Origin of the sequence: Roseburia sp. (assembly GCF_041325975.1) — a bacterium.
Classification (GTDB): Bacteria; Bacillota; Clostridia; order Lachnospirales; family Lachnospiraceae; genus Roseburia; species Roseburia rectibacter.
This window is the reverse complement of record NZ_JBGLEJ010000004.1, coordinates 455,492-474,924: the sequence shown is the minus strand read 5'-3', so window position 1 is coordinate 474,924 and position 19,433 is coordinate 455,492. Positions and strand designations below refer to the sequence as shown.

General features: G+C 42.1%; 15 protein-coding genes. 14 read left to right on the top strand and 1 reads right to left on the bottom strand.

Annotation, left to right across the window (positions count from 1 at the left end; translation table 11 throughout):
* Window positions 1-90: 90 nt before the first annotated feature.
* The 4 genes from ACDD58_RS05500 to ACDD58_RS05485 all read left to right on the top strand — a co-directional run bounded on the left by ACDD58_RS05500 (window position 91) and on the right by ACDD58_RS05485 (window position 4,633).
* A complete protein-coding gene (locus ACDD58_RS05500) occupies window positions 91-1,032 on the top strand; it encodes a GDP-L-fucose synthase (protein ID WP_117920982.1) in 942 nt (313 codons plus the stop codon).
* Between the two features lie 116 nt (window positions 1,033-1,148).
* Window positions 1,149-2,486, top strand: coding sequence for a sugar phosphate nucleotidyltransferase (locus tag ACDD58_RS05495; protein WP_117920981.1), 1,338 nt, complete (start codon window positions 1,149-1,151; stop codon window positions 2,484-2,486).
* A 373-nt stretch (window positions 2,487-2,859) separates the two neighbouring features.
* Window positions 2,860-3,234 (top strand): BlaI/MecI/CopY family transcriptional regulator, encoded by a 375-nt coding sequence (locus ACDD58_RS05490; protein ID WP_117920980.1) that lies wholly within the window; start codon window positions 2,860-2,862, stop codon window positions 3,232-3,234.
* Complete coding sequence (locus ACDD58_RS05485) at window positions 3,221-4,633, top strand: M56 family metallopeptidase (RefSeq protein WP_370776296.1); 1,413 nt, start codon at window positions 3,221-3,223, stop codon at window positions 4,631-4,633. The genes ACDD58_RS05490 and ACDD58_RS05485 overlap by 14 nt, the downstream gene beginning before the upstream one ends.
* Before the next feature lie 140 nt (window positions 4,634-4,773).
* Here the strand turns inward: ACDD58_RS05485 and ACDD58_RS05480 are convergent, their stop codons facing one another.
* Window positions 4,774-5,697, bottom strand: a complete 924-nt coding sequence (locus ACDD58_RS05480; protein ID WP_370776294.1) for a ComEC/Rec2 family competence protein — start codon at window positions 5,695-5,697, stop codon at window positions 4,774-4,776.
* Window positions 5,698-5,867: 170 nt separating this feature from the next.
* Between ACDD58_RS05480 and ACDD58_RS05475 the strand changes: the two genes are divergently transcribed.
* The 10 genes from ACDD58_RS05475 (at window position 5,868) to ACDD58_RS05430 (ending at window position 19,400) form a co-directional block, all read left to right on the top strand.
* Window positions 5,868-7,052: a nucleotide sugar dehydrogenase gene (locus ACDD58_RS05475; RefSeq protein WP_370776290.1), complete on the top strand. Its 1,185-nt coding sequence runs from the start codon at window positions 5,868-5,870 to the stop codon at window positions 7,050-7,052.
* Window positions 7,053-7,067: 15 nt separating this feature from the next.
* On the top strand, window positions 7,068-9,551 hold the full coding sequence (locus ACDD58_RS05470) for a glycosyltransferase (RefSeq protein ID WP_370776288.1): 2,484 nt from the start codon (window positions 7,068-7,070) through the stop codon (window positions 9,549-9,551).
* Between the two features lie 31 nt (window positions 9,552-9,582).
* Window positions 9,583-9,783, top strand: a complete 201-nt coding sequence (locus ACDD58_RS05465) for a hypothetical protein (RefSeq protein ID WP_006855882.1) — start codon at window positions 9,583-9,585, stop codon at window positions 9,781-9,783.
* Window positions 9,784-9,785: 2 nt separating this feature from the next.
* A complete protein-coding gene (locus tag ACDD58_RS05460) occupies window positions 9,786-11,726 on the top strand; it encodes a glycosyltransferase (RefSeq protein WP_370776285.1) in 1,941 nt (646 codons plus the stop codon).
* A gap of 11 nt (window positions 11,727-11,737) precedes the next feature.
* On the top strand, window positions 11,738-12,694 hold the full coding sequence (locus ACDD58_RS05455; protein WP_186900135.1) for a glycosyltransferase family 2 protein: 957 nt from the start codon (window positions 11,738-11,740) through the stop codon (window positions 12,692-12,694).
* 147 nt (window positions 12,695-12,841) lie between these two features.
* Window positions 12,842-14,260 (top strand): undecaprenyl-phosphate glucose phosphotransferase, encoded by a 1,419-nt coding sequence (locus ACDD58_RS05450; protein WP_370776283.1) that lies wholly within the window; start codon window positions 12,842-12,844, stop codon window positions 14,258-14,260.
* Between the two features lie 12 nt (window positions 14,261-14,272).
* Window positions 14,273-15,376, top strand: coding sequence for an LCP family protein (locus tag ACDD58_RS05445; RefSeq protein ID WP_370776282.1), 1,104 nt, complete (start codon window positions 14,273-14,275; stop codon window positions 15,374-15,376).
* Window positions 15,376-16,347 carry a glycosyltransferase family 2 protein gene (locus ACDD58_RS05440; protein WP_186900137.1) on the top strand — a complete coding sequence of 324 codons (972 nt, stop codon included), beginning with the start codon at window positions 15,376-15,378 and terminating at the stop codon, window positions 16,345-16,347. Before ACDD58_RS05445 ends, ACDD58_RS05440 begins: the two co-directional genes overlap by 1 nt.
* A 3-nt stretch (window positions 16,348-16,350) precedes the next feature.
* Window positions 16,351-17,733, top strand: a complete 1,383-nt coding sequence (locus ACDD58_RS05435) for a DUF6056 family protein (protein ID WP_370776279.1) — start codon at window positions 16,351-16,353, stop codon at window positions 17,731-17,733.
* A gap of 110 nt (window positions 17,734-17,843) precedes the next feature.
* Window positions 17,844-19,400, top strand: coding sequence for a S1C family serine protease (locus ACDD58_RS05430; protein ID WP_118210139.1), 1,557 nt, complete (start codon window positions 17,844-17,846; stop codon window positions 19,398-19,400).
* The last annotated feature ends 33 nt before the right edge of the window (window positions 19,401-19,433 follow it).

Sequence of the window (19,433 nt, the reverse complement as noted above, 5' to 3'; positions counted from 1 at the left end):
GTGTGAAAAATAAAATTTTTCACACACAAGTTTGTGCTTGCGCTCAAACTTGTTATGCCTTGAGAAACAGGCAGGAATGGAGAAAAGATCATGGAAAAAGATGCAAAAATATATGTTGCCGGACACAGAGGAATGGTAGGTTCCGCAATTGTCCGTCAGCTTGAAAAAGAAGGATATACAAATATTATCACAAGAACACATAAAGAGTTAGATCTCTGCCGTCAGGATGCTGTTGAGGCATTCTTTGCAGAGGAAAAACCGGATTATGTATTCCTTGCAGCCGCAAAAGTAGGCGGTATCATGGCAAACAGCGAAGCACTTGCTGATTTTATGTATGACAATATGGTTCTTGAGATGAATGTGATCCATGAGGCATGGAAAAATGGATGCAAAAAACTGATGTTTTTAGGTTCTTCCTGCATTTATCCGCGTATGGCACCACAGCCGATGAAAGAGAGCTGCCTTCTGACAAGTGAACTGGAGAAAACAAATGAGGCATATGCACTTGCTAAGATCAGTGGCCTGAAATACTGTGAATTTTTAAACCGTCAGTACGGAACCGATTATATTTCCGTAATGCCGACAAACCTTTACGGACCAAACGATAACTATCATCCACAGCACAGCCATGTGCTGCCGGCATTGATCCGCCGTTTCCATGAGGCAAAAGAGGCAGGATTAAAAGAAGTAACCTGCTGGGGAACCGGTACACCGCTTCGTGAGTTCCTTTATGTAGATGATCTTGCAGATGCCTGTGTATATCTGATGAACCATTACAGTGGAAATGAGACTGTAAACCTTGGTACCGGCAAAGAGCTGACCATCAAAGAACTGACAGAACTGGTAGCAAAAGTAGTCGGATTTGAGGGTGAGATCAAATGGGATACTACAAAACCGGACGGAACACCGAGAAAACTTCTTGATGTAAGCAAATTAGAAGGACTCGGATGGAAGTATAAAACAGAGTTAGAGGAAGGAATCCGTCTGACTTATGACGATTTCCTGCACAATCCAATGCGTGCAGAACGCTAAGAGAGCAATGTGAAAAATAAGATTTTTCACATGCAAGATTTGCGCTTACGCACAAACTTGAGATGCAAATAAAAACGTTGTTTTTATTGAAAGACAGCGCAAGAATGGAGAATAACATGTATATTGTTTTATTATCAGGCGGTTCCGGAAAACGTCTCTGGCCGTTATCAAACGATCTGTGTTCCAAGCAGTATATTAAGTTAATGAATCCGGATGAAGCAGAACATTCGGCTAGTACGGAAAAATGTTCCATGTTACAGCGGGTGTTCGGGCAGCTTAAGGCGGCATCACTTTCTGAGAATACGATCGTGTGTGCCAGTGATTCCCAGGTGGAACTCATTGAAAGCCAGTTAGACGGACAGGCAGAAGTTGCTGTTGAGCCGATGCGCCGGAACACATTCCCGGCTGTCATGTTGTCCTGTGCATATCTGCTATCAAACAAGGGGGCAAAACCGGATGATGTGGTCGCATTTCTTCCGGTAGATCCGTACACCACGGTAGAGTTTTTTTATAAGATCAAATCTTTAGGTGAGTATATCGAAAAACAGGATGGTGTGATCGGACTGCTTGGCGGAGTACCGACATATCCATCTACCAAATATGGATATATCGTTCCTGAAAAAAATGAGTCTGAGCCGTTTGCGGTAAAAGGATTCCGCGAAAAACCGGATGAAGCAACTGCACAGGAACTTGTGGACATGGGTGCACTCTGGAATTGTGGTGTGTTCTGTTTCAAATTAAATATGGCTGCACAGTGGCTGGAAAAATACGGTGTTACGACAAACTATGATGAGATGGTTACCGATTACGAAAAACTGCCGAAACAGAGTTTTGACTATGAAGTGTTAGAGCACTGGAAAAACATTGTTGCGGTTCAATACGATGGGATCTGGAAAGATCTTGGAACCTGGAATACCCTGACTGAGGAGATGAACGAGCAGAGTATTGGAGATGTGACCTGGGACAAGACCTGTGAAAACAGCCATGCCATCAATGTGCTCGGTGTTCCGATGGTAGTCATGGGTGCGAAAAATATGGTGATCGTTGCCTCACATGATGGTATTTTAGTGGCAGATAAACATCAGAGCTCCTATATCAAAGACTGCCTTGAAAATATCCCGGATGAATCCAGATTTGAGGAACGCCGCTGGGGTACGATCAAGACGATCGATAACAACGACGAGGATGGAATACACAGTGTAACAAAACGTATTAAGATCCTGGCAGGAAAGACGATGCCATATCATACACATGCGAGACATACAGAGACGATCACCGTTATTTCCGGTATGGGAAAACTTATTCTCGAGGGAACAGAGGTAGATCTGCTTGCAGGTTCTACGGTAAGCATTGCATCCGGAAAGAAACATTCCATCAAGGCTCTCGGTTCGGATCTGCGTCTGATCGAAGTAAGTCTCGGTGTTACCTGTGATGATGAGCAGGTTCTAGGCTAAAAGTAGTTACTGTTCACAGGCAGGCATTTTCTGAACTGAAAATGCCGTATGATACAGTGGGGGCAGCAGATTTTGCCGATTTGGAATGCGAAGCATCGGCAAAATCCGTTACTGGAACGAGGTACGAGTGAACAGTAACTAAAAGTATGAAGATTATCTGAATAAAAAAGATAAATGTAGCATTTTGGCTAAAAATGTTTTATAATAAAAGATGTATATACGTCTTTCTTTGAAAAACAGGGGATTTATAAACAGAATCTCTGGTATCAGGAAAAACATAAAAAAATAAAAAAAATATTGAAAACGGCATAAAAAGATGATATGTTGTTTACGGACGTAGTAATCACTGCGTGAGAAGAAAGGAGATTGGTTCATGGATACGAACGATATTTCAGCATGCGAAAGACTTGTCATGAAAGTTATCTGGGATTCCACTGAGGATCTGGCATTACAGGATATCATGAACAGAGTAAATCAGGAGAACGGAAAAAGCTGGAAGCCACAGACGGTTTCTACTTTTCTGGCAAGACTGGTTAAGAAATCATTTTTAACAGTTTACCGCAAGGGAAGATATTCATTCTATCAGCCTGCAGTAAGCAAAGAAGATTTCTGGAAAGCAACCGTACAGGAGAACGCAAGATACTTTGATAAGGGAGATATGGCTGCATTTGCATGCCACCTTTGCGAAGATGCACTTACTAAGGAAGAGATTCAGGTACTCAAGAAAAAATTAGATGAACTTAATTAGTCAGATATTTTTGATTATCCTGATCGCCTGTTTTACAGGTACGGTCAGTCTGGGGTTCTGGAAGTTATTTCAGCCATTATTACTGAAACTGGACCCCAGATTGATATATGTGACATTACGGTTTGTATGCATGATGTATATAGTTCCGTTTGGATATCTGATCGTCAGACTGACATGGCGGGGATATCTGCGGGCAGATAGCATATGGAAACCTAATTTTGAGATGGCAGGAGACATGGATCTCGTGTTTGGAATAGCCGGGATCATCTGGCTGATATTCCTGATCAAAAATGTCGCAGATGGCATGATTGAATTTATCCGCTGGAAAAGACTCTGCAGATATAGGATACCTGTGGCAGATGAGCAGGTTTTAGCAGAGTTTTCGAAAGTAAAAAATATGCTCCATATCCATCGGAAGATAGGACTTTACTATAGTAATTCCATTCAGAGTCCAATGGTGACAGGAGTATTCCAATACAATATCTTATTACCGAAGGATCACTACAGTAAAGAAGAACTGACGGTGATCTTTTGTCATGAATTGGTACATTGTAAGCATAATGACCCTTTCTTTAAAATTTGCAGCATTTATATCGGTGCGATGCAGCATATGACCTCCGGGGCAAAACATATTCTGTCATGGATCAATGAGTGGAGTGAGTGTGCCTGTGATGCATCGGCAGTCTGTGCATTGCGTGATGTGACAACGCCCAAACGTTATTTTGAAGTGATCGTAGATCTGATGGAACGTATGCCGGAGGATTCAAAGCCGGATTATATTTTTTCTACCCTATATGAGAGCCAACAGAGTTTGGAAAGGAGAATAGAGTATATGAAAAAATATGTGAAAGCCAGAAGAGGGGCAAAAATATCAGCATTTGCATTATCATTTTTGTTTGTGGTAACATCAATAACTACGACTTATGCAGCAAGTTACGGAGTAGCGGGTGTGCATGACGAATTGTATCAGGAGGCAGAAGGAACACAGGGTGAGTTATCTGAGACACCGGAATTAAAAGAGGTATTTGTTCCGGCATCTGAGAATAACGACTATTCCCGTATCAAATATGCAAGACCGGATCTCAGTCCGGTAGCACCATTACTGAATGCCAATGAAACTGTATCATTTAACTGGACAGTAGAGCCTGGAACACGTTACTGCTCCGGTAAATTTAAAGTGTCAAGCGGACAGAAGATAACGATTGTTGCAGCAACAACACCAAGTACACAGACCTGCTGGATTGGTATTATGGACCCGCACAATAATGTACGTTATGTGGAAGGAAAAGGTGCATTATCACATACGTTTTCTGTTTCTGAAACCGGAAAATACCGTGCCTTTGTGCAGAACCGTGGAACAAAAAATGTATCAGCAGGTGGAAGCTATTACTTTGAATAGGCAATTCATTTAGCCAATAAAAGAAAGAGGTGAAACACCTCTTATCTTTTACAACAATATCACTACAACTGAAATCGACGTTTGATAACAATTTACATCGAAAAAATATGATCGGACGAAATCCGGGAGATCTTATCAGGCTATTTCAAAGTAACAGAATTAGGAGCGGTAGAAAAATCAAATACCGTTCCTTTTTTCTGCAGAAAAGCCTTTAGGGAACTGGCAGGAAAATCAGGATTGTCCGTGATGGAGGACGGTGCATCGATAAAAGCGAAGGATGCACCTGCTGCCTCATAAAATTCATCCGAGAATGACCAGTTTCCATGATGACCGGTCTGGATATAATCACAGGAAATGTCATCCCGGTAAGTACTTAGAAGATAATCATTTATATCGTATTTGATATCAGAACAGAATAACATGCTGTTCGTCGTACCGCTGATCTTAAAAAGCAAAGAAGCATTGTTCTGGTAGTCTTTTTCATCTCCTATATTGGAAATTACGGAGTCATCCCATGCATTAAAAACAGAGAGAGTCAGATCACCGGCAAGTGCGATATTATCGCCGCGTTTTAAATGAGTGACATTGCCGGCATCTTTTGTCAGGGCATGGAACGTCTCCATGACTGTGATATCATCATAGGGTTCACCGGCAGCTTCGATAAAATCATAATCAAAACCATTGTCGTAAATAGCTTTTATGGTAATATCTCCCGGATTGGAATAAATGACATTAAATGCACCGGCATGATCCTGGTGTGGATGGGAAATGATCCATGCGTCCACTGTGTTGTTATGTTCTGCGATCACTTTCCGGACAGCGTCGGCATTGCCTGCCCAGCCTCCATCGATGATGATTAAGGTGTCATTGTTTGTGATCGTATAAAAGGTACCCTGGACGCCGGTTGCATCTGCATATTGTGTGATAAGATATTCGGTATCGGGATCAGGTATGTGTCCGGTGGAGTCCATACGGCCTTTCTGGTAGGAAAACCATGCTGCAAGACCGATCAGCAGGGTAAATAAGATTAAAAGCAGTGTACTTAAGCAGATTCTTTTTTTCATAAATGCTCCATTCCAAGATTGTTTTTTCTTTCTACATTAGCAAAAAAATGTGCTGTTGTAAATTGTACAGATTGGTTAAAATCTCAAACTTGCATGATATTACAGAAAATGGTACTATAAAACAATATGGAGTATTTTTGACTTTTAAATGGAAAGGCAGGAGAAATACGATGAAAATTGCAATCGCGGGAACAGGATATGTTGGTTTATCAAATGCGATTTTATTGGCGCAGCATCATGAGGTGACTGCAGTAGATATTATAAAAGAAAAGGTGGAGATGATCAATCAGCGCAGATCACCGCTTGTGGATCGTGAGATTGAGGATTATCTTGCAAATGCAAAACTTGATCTGACCGCAACGACAGACGGTGTACATGCATATGAAAATGCAGATTACGTTATCATCTCAACACCGACAAATTATGATGAAAAGAAAAATTATTTTGATACATCATCCGTAGAAGAAGTATTAGAGCTGGTTTTAAAAGTGAATCCGCATGCTGTGATCGTTATCAAATCCACGATCCCGGTCGGCTATACACAGTCTGTATGTGAGAAATACCACACAGACCGTATCCTTTTTTCACCGGAGTTTCTGCGGGAAGGACAGGCATTAAAAGATAATCTGTATCCGTCAAGGATTATCGTCGGTTCAAAAGAAGGAAGCAGCGAGATGAAAAAGGCAGCGGAGACGTTTGCACATCTGCTGCAGGAAGGGGCGATCAAAGAGGATATCCCGACACTTATGACAAATCTCACAGAAGCAGAGGCAGTAAAACTTTTTGCAAACACATATCTTGCGCTCCGCGTTTCTTTTTTCAATGAACTTGATACGTTTGCGGCAATGAAAGGACTTGATGCGAAACAGATCATTGAGGGAATCGGACTCGATCCAAGAATCGGAATGCAGTATAACAATCCTTCTTTTGGATATGGTGGTTATTGTCTGCCGAAAGATACCAAGCAGCTTTTAGCAAACTATGACAATGTACCGAATAACATCGTCGGTGCGATCGTAGATGCCAATCGTACGAGAAAAGATTTTATCGCAGAGCAGATCCTTGAGAAAAATCCGGATACAGTTGGTATTTACCGCCTTGCAATGAAAGCAAATTCGGATAATTACAGACAGAGCTCTATTTTAGGTGTAATGGAGCGTATTCGTGCAAAGGGTGTAAATATTGTCATTTTTGATCCGTCATTAAAAACAGATACGTTTGAAAATTCCAAAGTGATCCGTGATTTTAATGAATTTTGCAGCATGAGTGATGTGATCGTGGCAAACCGTATGGATGCAATGTTATCAGATGTAAAAGAAAAAGTGTATACGAGAGACATTTATTTCAGAGACTGATTGGAAGGACTGCATATGGATACACATAAATTTTTTGTGGAGAAACTCAGATTTCATCTGAATGAGCCGGATATGCTTGTGTTAGTCGGCTGGTTTTATGACGGAAAAGCCGCCGGCAGAGAGGTTATGGCTTATTTGGATGGTGAAAAACTGCCGGTTACCCTTACAGTAAACAAAGGTGCTGAGGTTCGCCAGAAATACCTTGGAACGATCAATGAGATCAATGAGGAAGTCGTAGGAATCGTGACACTGCCAAAAGACTGGCGTGAAAGAAAGAAATTTGAGATTTTTACGGATGATGGGGAAAAGAAAAAAAGAGCGTATGCCGTTTCAACAAAAAAACTGCGCGTGCGGGAGAGCAGACTGGAATATTATATTGAAAACTGTCACCGTGATGAGGATACTGTAACTGTGACCGGCTGGTGTATGGGAGCAGGGGAAGTGAATCTTTATCTGCTGGATCAGCGCAGACAGAAACTTCAGGTAAAAACGGATCATTATTTCAGAAAAGATCTTCTTTCGGTATTCCCGGAATGTGACACGCAGGCAAAACCAGGGTTTATGATCCAGGCGTCGGTGAAAAGACAGGTGGATGATAAAAATTTTTTCCTTGAAATGCGAAATGCAGAACATTATTCCCGCACCCGGTTAAGAAAGTGGGATGATGGCGGCAGATTGCAGTATGTTCTGGAAAAATCACAGGATGCATTCCGCTATTTAGAACGTAACGGACTGGCTGCAACGATTCATAAGATCGAGACGAAATTGGCGGGCAGATCGGAGACATCCTATGATGCGTGGTGCAAAAAATACGATGCAGGTAAAGAAGAACTTGACGAACAGAGAAAACATGTATTTTCTTATCAGCCGCTATTTTCCATCGTTGTACCGTTATACCGGACAAAACCGGAATATTTACAGGAAATGATCGAATCGGTGCAGGCACAGACTTATGGCAACTGGCAGTTATGCTTAGCAGACGGCAGTCTCTCCGGGGATGATGAGGACAGACAGAAGGATTCCTTTGTGACGGAGCTGACACCGGTTTTAGAGAAATATGCAAAGGCGGATGCAAGGATCACTTTTACGACGCTTCAAAAGAACCTCGGTATTTCCGGCAATACGAACGCAGCACTTGCAATGGCAGCAGGTGATTATATTGTTCTGGCAGATCATGATGATATTGTTCCTGCAAATGCACTTTATGAGCTGGCAGATGCCCTGAATCAGGATCAGAGTATTGATGTTTTATATTCGGATGAAGATAAGATCAGCATGGATGGAAAAAAGCGGTTTGAACCTCATTTTAAACCGGATTTCGATCTGGATCTTCTGTGCAGTGTCAATTATATCTGCCATCTGTTTGCAGCAAAGAAGGAACTTGTGGATATGACAGGTGGATTTTGCAGTGAATATGACGGGGCGCAGGATCTTGACTTTATATTAAAATGTTGTGAGAATGCGAAAAATATCAGACATATTCCAAAGATTTTGTATCACTGGAGATGTCATATGCAGTCTACGGCTGCAAATCCGGAGAGCAAGCTGTACGCTTTTGAGGCAGGCAGACGCGCGATAGAGGCACATTATGACAGGATGGAAATTCCTGTAACTGTGGAGAATGCAGCATTTTACGGGATGTACCGGACAAAATATGACTGGAAGGAAAAACCTCTGGTATCGGTCATTATTCCGAATAAAGATCATAAGAAAGACCTTGAAAAATGTATGAATTCTATCCTCGGAAAAAACACTTATCCGAACATTGAGTTTATCATTGTGGAAAATAACAGTACGGAACAGGAAACTTTTGATTATTACAAAGAACTTGAAGTGATGCATGAAAATGTACATGTCGTTTTCTATGAGGGAGATTTTAATTATTCAAAGATCAATAATTTCGGCGCAGATGCTGCAAAGGGATCGTATCTGTTGCTCCTCAATAATGATACGGAGATGATCGATGGTGGCGCGGTCAATGAAATGTTAGGCTATTGCATGCGAGAGGATGTCGGGATTGTCGGCGCAAAGTTGTTATATGAGGATGAGACCATACAGCATGCCGGAGTCGTTTTGGGATTTGGAGGAACAGCCGGACACGCATTTATCGGCAAACCGCGGTATGATACCGGTTATTTTGGCAGAATTTTATGTGCACAGGATTATTCGGCTGTAACGGCTGCCTGTATGATGATAAAACGCAGCGTGTTTGATGAAGTCGGCGGACTGACAGAAGAACTTGCAGTTGCATTTAATGATGTGGATTTTTGTCTGAAAGTCAGGAAAGCAGGAAAACTTGTGGTCTACGATCCGTATGCAGAGTGGTTCCATTATGAATCGAAATCCAGAGGATATGAGGATTCACCGGAGAAAGTGGAACGGTTTAATGACGAGGTGGATATACTGCTTCGTTCATGGAGAGAGATCATTGAGCAGGGGGATCCGTATTATAATCCGAATCTGACACTGGATAATTCAGATTTTTCCCTGCGCAGATAGGAAGTAAAAAAGGAGAGAGGCAGAAGTTCCTATGATGAAAGTATTTATTTGCCCGGAATGCGGATGGATGCGTGTTGTATCAAGACGCAAAGACGTGGAGTGCTTTAAATGTGGAAACGAGCAGATGACGCTGGCAAAGGTGGATTTTGATGCATTTACCTCAATGTCGGAGGAGGAACGAAAGGATTACGCAAACGGATGGCTTTATATCCATCAGAAAGCGAAAAAATAAACATGAAATCAATTTTTCAGAAAATAACCATTCAGAAAGTTGTGAAAGGATTACGCTATCTGAAGCATTATGGATGGAAAGAATTTGTGATACGTCTTCAGGAAAAAATGGAGGCGGAAAATGTTCCGTATGAGCCATGGTATGAAAAACATAAGGCAGCAGCGGATCAGCTTGAAAAACAAAAAAAGCAGGCAGAAAAATGGAAAGATGCGCCAAAGATCAGTATTGTGGTGCCGCTTTACCGGACACCGGAAACTTTTCTTCGAGGGATGATCGAGTCGGTGCAGGCGCAGACTTATGGAAACTGGCAGTTGTGTCTTGCGGATGGCAGTGAATCTGCGGAGGAAGAAACAGATCTTAGATCATCAGTTGTACAGCGTGTTGCAGCCGAATATGCATCGGCAGATGTACGGATCAGGTATCAGTGTCTTAACAAAAATCTGGGGATCGCAGGAAATACAAATGCAGCGATCGCATTAGCAGATGGAGACTGGATCGCATTTATGGATCATGATGACCTGCTTGCACCGGATGCTCTGTTTGAGCTGGTAAAGATGATAAGACAGGGATTTCATAATGAAGACGGACTGGCAGCAACAATCTATCAGGAAGCCGGCAGTGACTATGAAATGATCTACACGGATGAAGATAAGGTTGATATGGATGGTAAAACACATTTTCAGCCGCATTTAAAGCCGGATTTTAATATTGATCTGCTCCGGTCAAATAACTACATTACGCATTTCCTTGCGGTAAAACGATCCCTTCTTGAAAGAGTGGGTGGCATCCGCCCTGATTTTGACGGGGCGCAGGATTATGATTTTATTCTCCGCTGTGCAGAACAGGCGAGAGCAATTGGTCATATCCCAAGGATACTGTATCACTGGAGATGTCATAAAGAGTCGACTGCTGAGAATCCTTTCTCAAAACAATATGCGGTTGATGCGGGAAAGCGTGCGATCGGGGAGCATTTAAAGCGGCTTGGTGTGGATGCGGTTGTGACACCGACGAAGGATATGGGATTTTATGAGGTAGAATATGCTCTGACAGAGAAACCACTTGTGTCGGTCATCATACCAAGTAAGGATGAGGTGGAAACCTTACAGAAATGTATTGCTGCGATTGAAAAGTCTTCTTATGGTAATTATGAAGTTATCGTGGTGGAGAATAACAGTTGTGAGGAGACATTCGATTACTATAAAAATATTGCACCGGAAGAAAATATGGTTGATGGAATACGCTGCATGGAAGGAAAACTTGCCGGTGGACAGCGCATCTGTGTTGCGGTTTACACGGAAGGCTTTAATTATTCCAGATTAAATAACTTTGGCGTAAAATTTGCAGAGGGCAGTTATTATCTCCTGATGAACAATGATATTGAAATGATCGGAAATGACTGGATGAAGCGGATGTTAGAAAACTGCCTGCGAAAAGAAACAGGAGTTGTCGGTGCAAAACTGTTTTACCCGGATCATACGATCCAGCATGCCGGAATCGTGGTCGGGATCGGAGGAAATGCACGTGGAATCGGAGACAATATGTTTGTCGGACTCGCCGGAGAGCGCAGCGGTTATATGCATAAGGCATCGATCCAGCTGGATTACAGTGCAGTTACGGCAGCATGTCTGATGGTGAAGAGAGAGATTTACGAGCAGGCAGGCGGCTTTGAGGAGCAGCTTGCGGTTGCGTTTAATGATGTGGATTTCTGCTTAAAAGTGCGCAGACTTGGAAAATTAGTTGTCTATGATCCGCATGTCCAGGCATATCATTACGAGTCGAAATCCCGTGGTGCGGAGGATTCGGCAGAAAAAACAGCGCGTTTCCAGCGCGAGATCGAATATATGAGAAATCACTGGATCGGTATCTTAAAAAATGGAGATCCGTATTATAATCCAAACTTTTCTTCGGTTTATAATAATTATTCACTGAAGGATAACAGTTGAAGGGAGGATGGATGACGGAAGTTACGATTATCATTCCGAATTATAACGGAAAAAAACTTTTGGAAAACTGCATAAAAACACTGGAACGGCAGACTTGTCAGGAATTTAAACTGCTTGTGATCGATAATGGCTCTACAGATGGAAGCACTTTAGTTACATCGGAAAGCCTGGATATGGAAATGGTCGCACTGCCGGAAAATACCGGGTTCTGTGGAGCGGTAAACCTTGGTTTTAAAATGACAGAAACACCCTATGCAATCCTTTTGAATAACGATACAGAGGTAGAACCACATTTTGTGGAGGAACTGCTAAAAGGAATCAGGCAGTCGGAACATATTTTTTCCTGTGGAGCGCAGATGCTTGATTTCAGACAGCGGGATCTGATTGATAATGCAGGAGACCTTTATACGCTGCCAGGCTGGGCAGTGGCACGGGGGAAAGGCAGACCGGCTGCAGATTATGGAAAACCAGAGGAAGTATTTTCCTGCTGTGGCGGTGCAGCCATTTACCGGATGTCTGTGTTAAAGAAGATCGGTGTGCTGGATGAAAATCATTTTGCCTATCTGGAGGATCTTGATCTTGGATACCGTGCAAAAATCGCAGGATATCGCAATTGTTATATTCCGGGGGCGAAGGTGTATCATGTCGGAAGTGCTACGACAGGCTCACGCTATAATGAAAAAAAAGTATTTCTTGCTGCACGCAACTCCATGTATGTGATCTATAAAAATATGCCGGTGTTGCAGCTTTTGATCAATCTGCCGTTTTTACTTGCAGGTGTTCTGATCAAGTGGCTGTTTTTTTGCAGAAAAGGATTTGGTCATTGTTATCTGAAAGGGATCACAGAAGGAATTACGCAGTGTAAAAAATGCAGAAAAGTTCATTTTAAGGCGGGGAATCTTCGCAATTATGTAAAAATTGAGTGGGAACTCATTACAAATATATTTCGTGTGTTATCGCACAGATAACAGGAAAAATCGTTTGAGCGTCAAAGAATAATAAAGAAATAATTAAGAAATTGTGACAAGAGTTTTAAGAAAAAGAAGTTGTGCTTTATGGAAAATTATTGTATTATTATTTTTATGGTAGCTTGAAAATGAAAAAAGGATGACATTATGATAAAAGATAATCAACAGCATTTTAACAGACTGCATGTGATCATAGATGCGTTTGTCATTGCGGTATCATATATCATAGCATGGTGGCTGAAGTTTTCGAGCGGTATTTTGGACTCACCGGGCGGTGCATTGTCTTTGGGATTTTACATGAGGGCACTGGTCGTAATCATTCCATTGTATCTGATCTTGTATTATGCGTTTAATCTTTATGCGCCAAAGAGGGTACAGGGACGGCGGTTGGAGTTTTCCAATATCGTGATGGCGAATATTGTAGGTTTTCTGTTGATTTTTACAGTATTGTACAACCTGCAGTCTTATGTGGAGCAGTTTCGAAATTTCTCACGTGAGATGTTCTTTTATTTCTTTGCGATCAACACGGTATTAGAAGAGGTATTACGTCTGCTGATACGTCAGTTTCTGCGCACGATACGCAAAAACGGCTATAACCTTAAGCATGTTCTACTTGTGGGATATTCGCGTGCCGCTGAGCAGTATATAGACCGGATACAGCAGAATCCGCAGTGGGGGTACAATGTCAGGGGGATTTTAGACGACAATATAGCGAGAGGGACAACTTATAAGGGGATAAAGGTCATTGGAAGTATTGGCAATCTGCTTTATATTCTGCCGGAGAATAAATTAGATGAGATTGCGATCACACTTGGACTTGAAGAATATTATAAGTTGGAGAAGATCGTTGCGGAATGTGAAAAATCCGGAGTTCATACCAAATTTATTCCGGATTATGGAAATATCATTCCGACAAAGCCGTATACGGAGGATCTTTTAGGACTTCCTGTTATCAATATCCGTTATGTGCCGTTGTCAAATACGTTTAATGCACTTGTAAAACGGTGTATGGACATTATTGGCTCACTGCTCTGTATCGTGCTTTTTTCGCCAATTATGCTGCTTACCGCAATAGCAGTCAAGGTGACTTCAAAAGGACCGCTGATCTTTAAACAGGAGCGTGTCGGACTGCACAATGAGCCATTCCGCATGTATAAGTTCCGCACCATGTATGTGCAGACAGAGGAAGAAGAACGCAAGGGCTGGACACATAAAGATGATCCGCGGATCACAAAGATCGGCAGATTCCTGCGCAAGACAAGCTTGGATGAATTTCCACAGTTATTTAATGTGTTAAAAGGCGATATGAGTCTTGTGGGACCAAGACCGGAACGGCCACAGTATGTGGAAAAATTCCGGGAAGAGATACCGCGTTATATGATCAAACATCAGGTGCGTCCCGGTATGACCGGATGGGCACAGGTCAATGGATATCGGGGAGATACATCCATCCGCAAGCGGATCGAACATGATCTTTACTATATTGAAAACTGGACGATAGGGCTGGATATTAAAATCCTGTTTCTTACCGTCTTCAAGGGTTTTATAAATAAAAATGCATATTAGGAGAAAACATTTATGAGTAAAACAGTACAGGGAAGAAACGGGGCACACAGCAAAGCGTCAAAAAGAAGAAAGAAGCAGAAAAACAGACTTATTATCGTTGTAATTGAGATTCTTGTATTGCTGATTTTAGCAGCAGTGTTGTTTGTTACGGTAAAACTTTCAAAGATCCAGAAAGACACAAGCTTCAATAAAGAAGATATCGAGGTAAATGAGGGATTATCTTCGGAGTCACAGGAAATCATGGCAGGTTATACAACAATCGCACTGTTTGGTCTTGATAACCGTTCAAACGGTAATCTCTCCAAAGGTAACAGTGATGTTATCATGATCGCAAGTATCAATAATGATACACATGCGGTAAAGCTGGTATCTGTATATCGAGACAGTTATCTGGATATCGGAGGCGGTACTTTTAAGAAATGTAATTCCGCATATGCAAAAGGTGGTCCGGAGCAGGCAATTACCATGTTAAATAAAAACCTGGATATGGACATTACCGATTATGTAACAGTGGACTTTAATGCAGTTGTGGAATGTGTAGATCTTCTTGGAGGAGTTACGATTCCGGAGGTATCCGATGACGAGGCTGTATTAATGCATGGTTACATGGATGAGATCAATAAGCTGACAAAACATAATTCAAAATATTTATCCGGCGGCGGAACAAACGTAGAGATGGATGGTGTTCAGGCATGTGCATATGCGCGTATCCGTTATACTGCAGGAGATGATTATAAACGTACAGAACGCCAGCGTACAGTTCTTACTGCAATGGTACAGAAAGCCCAGAAAGCAAATCTTACTACGATCAACAGCCTGCTCGATGAAGTATTTGGTGATATCAAGACAAGTTTTTCAAATACAGAGCTGATCTCTCTGGCTGCACAGGTATTTAATTACAGCCTTGGCGAGACAACAGGATTCCCATTTGAGAAGAATACGACAACACTTGGAAATAAGGGAAGCGTTGTTGTACCATGTGATCTTGAATCCAATGTAAAACAGCTTCATGTATTTTTATACGATGATAATGAATATGCACCGACCGATACAGTCAAGAATAACAGTGCTCAGATTGTCAATGATACCGGATTCCATCAGGGAGAAGGATATTAATGAAAGCAGATCTGATCATACCGACTTACAGACCGGATGACACATTTTGTCTGCTCCTGCAAAAACTGCAGGAGCAGACCTTTGTCGTTCATAGGGTTCTTATTTTAAATACAGAAGAAGCATTATGGAGAGAGGCTGTAGCAAAGTATCCAATTGAACAGTGCCTGCAGGCACTTCCATGTGAATATACACTGTATCATGTCAGCAAAGAAACATTTGACCATGGTGGAACGAGAATGTATGGCGCAGATCATTCTGATGCAGATGTTGTTATTTTTATGACACAGGATGCAGTCCCTGCAGATGCAGATCTGATTGAACGGCTGGCAGCAGGCTTAGAGGAACCGGATACAGCAGTCTGTTATGCAAGACAGCTTCCAAATGAGAACTGCCGCATTGTAGAGCGCTATACAAGATCTTTTAATTATCCGGATAAAAGCAGAAAAAAAGGGAAAGATGATATAAAAGAACTTGGCATTAAAACATTTTTCTGCTCTGATGTATGTGCAGCTTACAGGGTGGATCTGTTTCGTGAGCTTGGAGGATTCGAGTCACCGGTTATTTTTAATGAAGATATGTTTTTTGCGGCAAAAGCAGTTTTTGCAGGATATTATGTAAAATATGAAGCGGACGCGAAAGTGATTCATTCCCACAATTATACAGTAAAACAGCAGTTCCACCGGAATTTTGATCTGGCTGTCTCACAGACCATGCATCCTGAGATATTTGAACAGATCAGTTCGGAAGCGGAGGGAATGAAGCTGGTAAAGAGTACCATGAAGTATTTGTGCTCGATTGGAAAGCCACATCTTATTTTTGAACTTGGAATCATGTGTGTTGGAAAATATGCGGGGTACTGGCTCGGAAAAAGATATAAAAAGCTGAGCAGAAAACAGATTTTAAAGTGCACGATGAGTCCGGATTACTGGAGACGTATGTGGAAACAGGAAGTATCAGACGGGAATAGGTAAATTATGAAAGAGACTTCTAAAAAAGTTTTATTTTGGGCATTGATGTTTATGGGAGTATTCCTCCTGCTGACGCAGGTGGGGTATTCCGATGGCGACGATGCCTTTTTTTATCAGTATACACATGAAATGGGATTTTTGGAATATCTGAGCTGGCGTTATACGACATGGGTGGGAAGAATGTCTGGAGAAGCGATGGTATATGCTGCGTTTACACTGGGAATCTGGTTCTGGCGTGTTGTAAATGCCATGATGATCGTACTTCTTCCATGCGGTGTTCTGAAACTGGCAGAAAAAGCAGCGGGGATTCGTACAGAAAGATTTCTGGCGGGACCGACACTTACAGTGGTGTGCGGTTATCTTCTGATGGCGATTATGACCGTTGGATATGCGGCAATATGGATCAACGGATCTATTTTTTACACCTGGTCATTTACCTGTGGGATCTGGGCTCTGATCCCGGTTGCAGATATTGTGTTTGATACGGGAGTGGGAAACACAAAACATTTTTTCTATTCCATCCCCTGTGCGATTCTTGCAAGCATGTCAATCGAACAGATGGCAGCGGTACTGCTGACGTTTGAGGTGCTGGCAGTACTGGTGGCTGCAGTCAGGCAATATGGATGTAAAAAACATCCGGGGAAAAATGAACGGATCAGAAATATCCTTCTTATTGCACAGACTGCGGTGACTGTCGTGGCATTTATCATTCTGTTTCTGGCACCGGGAAATGATATCCGGGTTGTATCGGAAGTGCAGAACTGGATGCCGCAGTATAATGAACTCTCATTTGGGCAGCATTTTTTTATTACTGTGCAATGGCTGGTGTCTTCTTTTGCAAATGAGAACCGCCTGTTGCTGGCAGGAATCTGGTTGACGGGAATCCTGCATATTTTATGTAAAAATGAAAGAAAAACATCAGATCTGGTATGTGTGACTGGGGCAGGTCTGTTTTTACTCACTGCAATACTTCCATTTTTTGGTATCGAAATATTTTCAGACTGTGGGCTTCATATTAAGGATATTACAGTGCGGCTTGATCAGGTACCGCGGATCGAAGATATGCAGGCGGCAAACTGGTTTGCAATGTGCTGGTGGATTGTGGCACTTTTATTTACCTGCATATTGATATGGAAAGTTTCAAAACACAGTGTAGTACTTGTGCTGGCATGGCTTGGTGGAATTGCAAGTGAAGCAATCATGCATTTTTCGCCGACGATCTATGCGTCCGGTGCAAGGGTTTATTATCTGACAGACTGGATGTGTATGTTTATCATGCTGGCTCTGGCATTTAAAATCCCTGAAAAAAAATGGCGGGATCTGTTTTATTCCATTATGGCAGGTCTTGGTGTCTGGAATATTTTGCATCAGATCATAAATTACATTTGAAAATAAAAACATATTTTTTTGATTGTTTTGTCACAAATAGAACACAATTTCTCTGTACACTCATAATCAGAAAAGGAAAAGAAATTCCGAATACGAAAGGAGAAATCGTTATGGATGGTAACAATTATAACAATAACAACAATCAGAATGGGTCTTCGGATTCCTTCTATTCATACAATAACGGAAGCCAGAACAGCCAGCAGACAGAACACACGAATGAAGGAAACGTAAACCATTACCAGAATTCTTATCAGAACAGCAGTTCATATTCACAGAACACAGGATATCAGCAGGGTGGTGCATATCAGAATGGCACATATCAGAATACCGGCTATCAGCAGAATGGTACTTACCAGAATACCGGATATCAAAATGGAGGATATCAGAATACTGGCAATGCATTTTATCAGAATGCACAGCCGACCGGCAAAAAGCAGAAAAAGAAAAGAGAAAAAAAACCGGGTGGATTTGGAACAAAACTTGCAAAATGCGCAGCTATTGCTTTAGTATTTGGATTGGTATCCGGTACTGCATTTGAGGGCGTACATCTTGTATCTTCCAAGGCATTTGGAAATGATGAGAGCGTGGCAGAGAGCAGTGGCAGTCAGAATTCACTGACAAAGGCAGACAGCAAGGTGGAGGCAACTTCCACATCATCGAATTACGTTGCAACGGATGTATCTGATATTGTATCATCCGTAATGCCGTCCATCGTGGCAATCACAAATGTGAGCGAGACCGAATACCAGAGTTTCTGGGGCGGTATGCCACAGACGTATGAGAGCACAAGCTGTGGATCAGGTATCATCGTAAGCCAGGATGATGAGTACCTTTACATTGCAACCAATAACCATGTGGTAAACGGTGCAAACAGCCTGACAGTTACCTTTAACGATGAGTCAACCGTCAGCGCAGAGGTAAAGGGTACAGATCCATCCACTGACCTTGCAGTCATCCGTGTCGCTTTAAGCAGCATTGAGAGTGACACCATGAATAACATCAAAGTAGCTACACTTGGTGATTCCGACAGCTTAAAAGTTGGTAATTCCTGTATCGCGATCGGTAATGCACTTGGTTATGGACAGTCTGTAACTGTTGGTTATATCAGTGCATTGAACCGTCAGGTATCCGTCGGTGATTCAGAGAGTGATACGAGTTATACCGCAGAACTGATCCAGACAGATGCAGCTATCAACCCTGGTAACAGTGGTGGTGCATTACTCAGTGCAAACGGTGAGGTCATCGGTATCAACTCTGTAAAATATTCTGATACTTCGGTAGAGGGTATCGGATATGCGATCCCGATCAATACGGCAGCACCTATTATCAATGATCTGATCACGAAAGAAAAAGTAGATGAATCTGACAGTGCATACCTTGGTATTGCAGGCGTCGATGTGACAGATGATGTTGCAAAGACATATAATATGCCATCCGGTGTTTATGTTGCACAGGTAACAAGTGGTTCCGCAGCAGAGCAGGCGGGCATCCAGAAAGGCGATATCATCACAGAATTCGATGGAAAACAGATCGGTTCCATGGAAGAACTGTCATCTACAATGGAGTATTATAAAGCAGGTACAACCGTTGATGTGAAGATTCAGCGTTCTACGAATGGTGAATATCAGGAGCAGACGATTTCTGTTACACTTGGCAAGAAAAATTAATGGCATGACCGTATAGGGAGTGGGCGAAAAGCC

What these genes read in the sequence shown, in the direction of transcription:
- ACDD58_RS05440 (WP_186900137.1), top strand. Translation starts at nt 15,376, where the DNA reads ATGAAAGCAGATCTGATCATACCGACTTACAGACCGGATGACACATTT.
- ACDD58_RS05495 (WP_117920981.1), top strand. Translation starts at nt 1,149, where the DNA reads ATGTATATTGTTTTATTATCAGGCGGTTCCGGAAAACGTCTCTGGCCG.
- ACDD58_RS05480 (WP_370776294.1), bottom strand. Translation starts at nt 5,697, where the DNA reads ATGAAAAAAAGAATCTGCTTAAGTACACTGCTTTTAATCTTATTTACC.
- ACDD58_RS05460 (WP_370776285.1), top strand. Translation starts at nt 9,786, where the DNA reads ATGAAATCAATTTTTCAGAAAATAACCATTCAGAAAGTTGTGAAAGGA.
- ACDD58_RS05445 (WP_370776282.1), top strand. Translation starts at nt 14,273, where the DNA reads ATGAGTAAAACAGTACAGGGAAGAAACGGGGCACACAGCAAAGCGTCA.
- ACDD58_RS05450 (WP_370776283.1), top strand. Translation starts at nt 12,842, where the DNA reads ATGATAAAAGATAATCAACAGCATTTTAACAGACTGCATGTGATCATA.
- ACDD58_RS05500 (WP_117920982.1), top strand. Translation starts at nt 91, where the DNA reads ATGGAAAAAGATGCAAAAATATATGTTGCCGGACACAGAGGAATGGTA.
- ACDD58_RS05465 (WP_006855882.1), top strand. Translation starts at nt 9,583, where the DNA reads ATGATGAAAGTATTTATTTGCCCGGAATGCGGATGGATGCGTGTTGTA.
- ACDD58_RS05455 (WP_186900135.1), top strand. Translation starts at nt 11,738, where the DNA reads ATGACGGAAGTTACGATTATCATTCCGAATTATAACGGAAAAAAACTT.
- ACDD58_RS05475 (WP_370776290.1), top strand. Translation starts at nt 5,868, where the DNA reads ATGAAAATTGCAATCGCGGGAACAGGATATGTTGGTTTATCAAATGCG.
- ACDD58_RS05490 (WP_117920980.1), top strand. Translation starts at nt 2,860, where the DNA reads ATGGATACGAACGATATTTCAGCATGCGAAAGACTTGTCATGAAAGTT.
- ACDD58_RS05430 (WP_118210139.1), top strand. Translation starts at nt 17,844, where the DNA reads ATGGATGGTAACAATTATAACAATAACAACAATCAGAATGGGTCTTCG.
- ACDD58_RS05435 (WP_370776279.1), top strand. Translation starts at nt 16,351, where the DNA reads ATGAAAGAGACTTCTAAAAAAGTTTTATTTTGGGCATTGATGTTTATG.
- ACDD58_RS05470 (WP_370776288.1), top strand. Translation starts at nt 7,068, where the DNA reads ATGGATACACATAAATTTTTTGTGGAGAAACTCAGATTTCATCTGAAT.
- ACDD58_RS05485 (WP_370776296.1), top strand. Translation starts at nt 3,221, where the DNA reads ATGAACTTAATTAGTCAGATATTTTTGATTATCCTGATCGCCTGTTTT.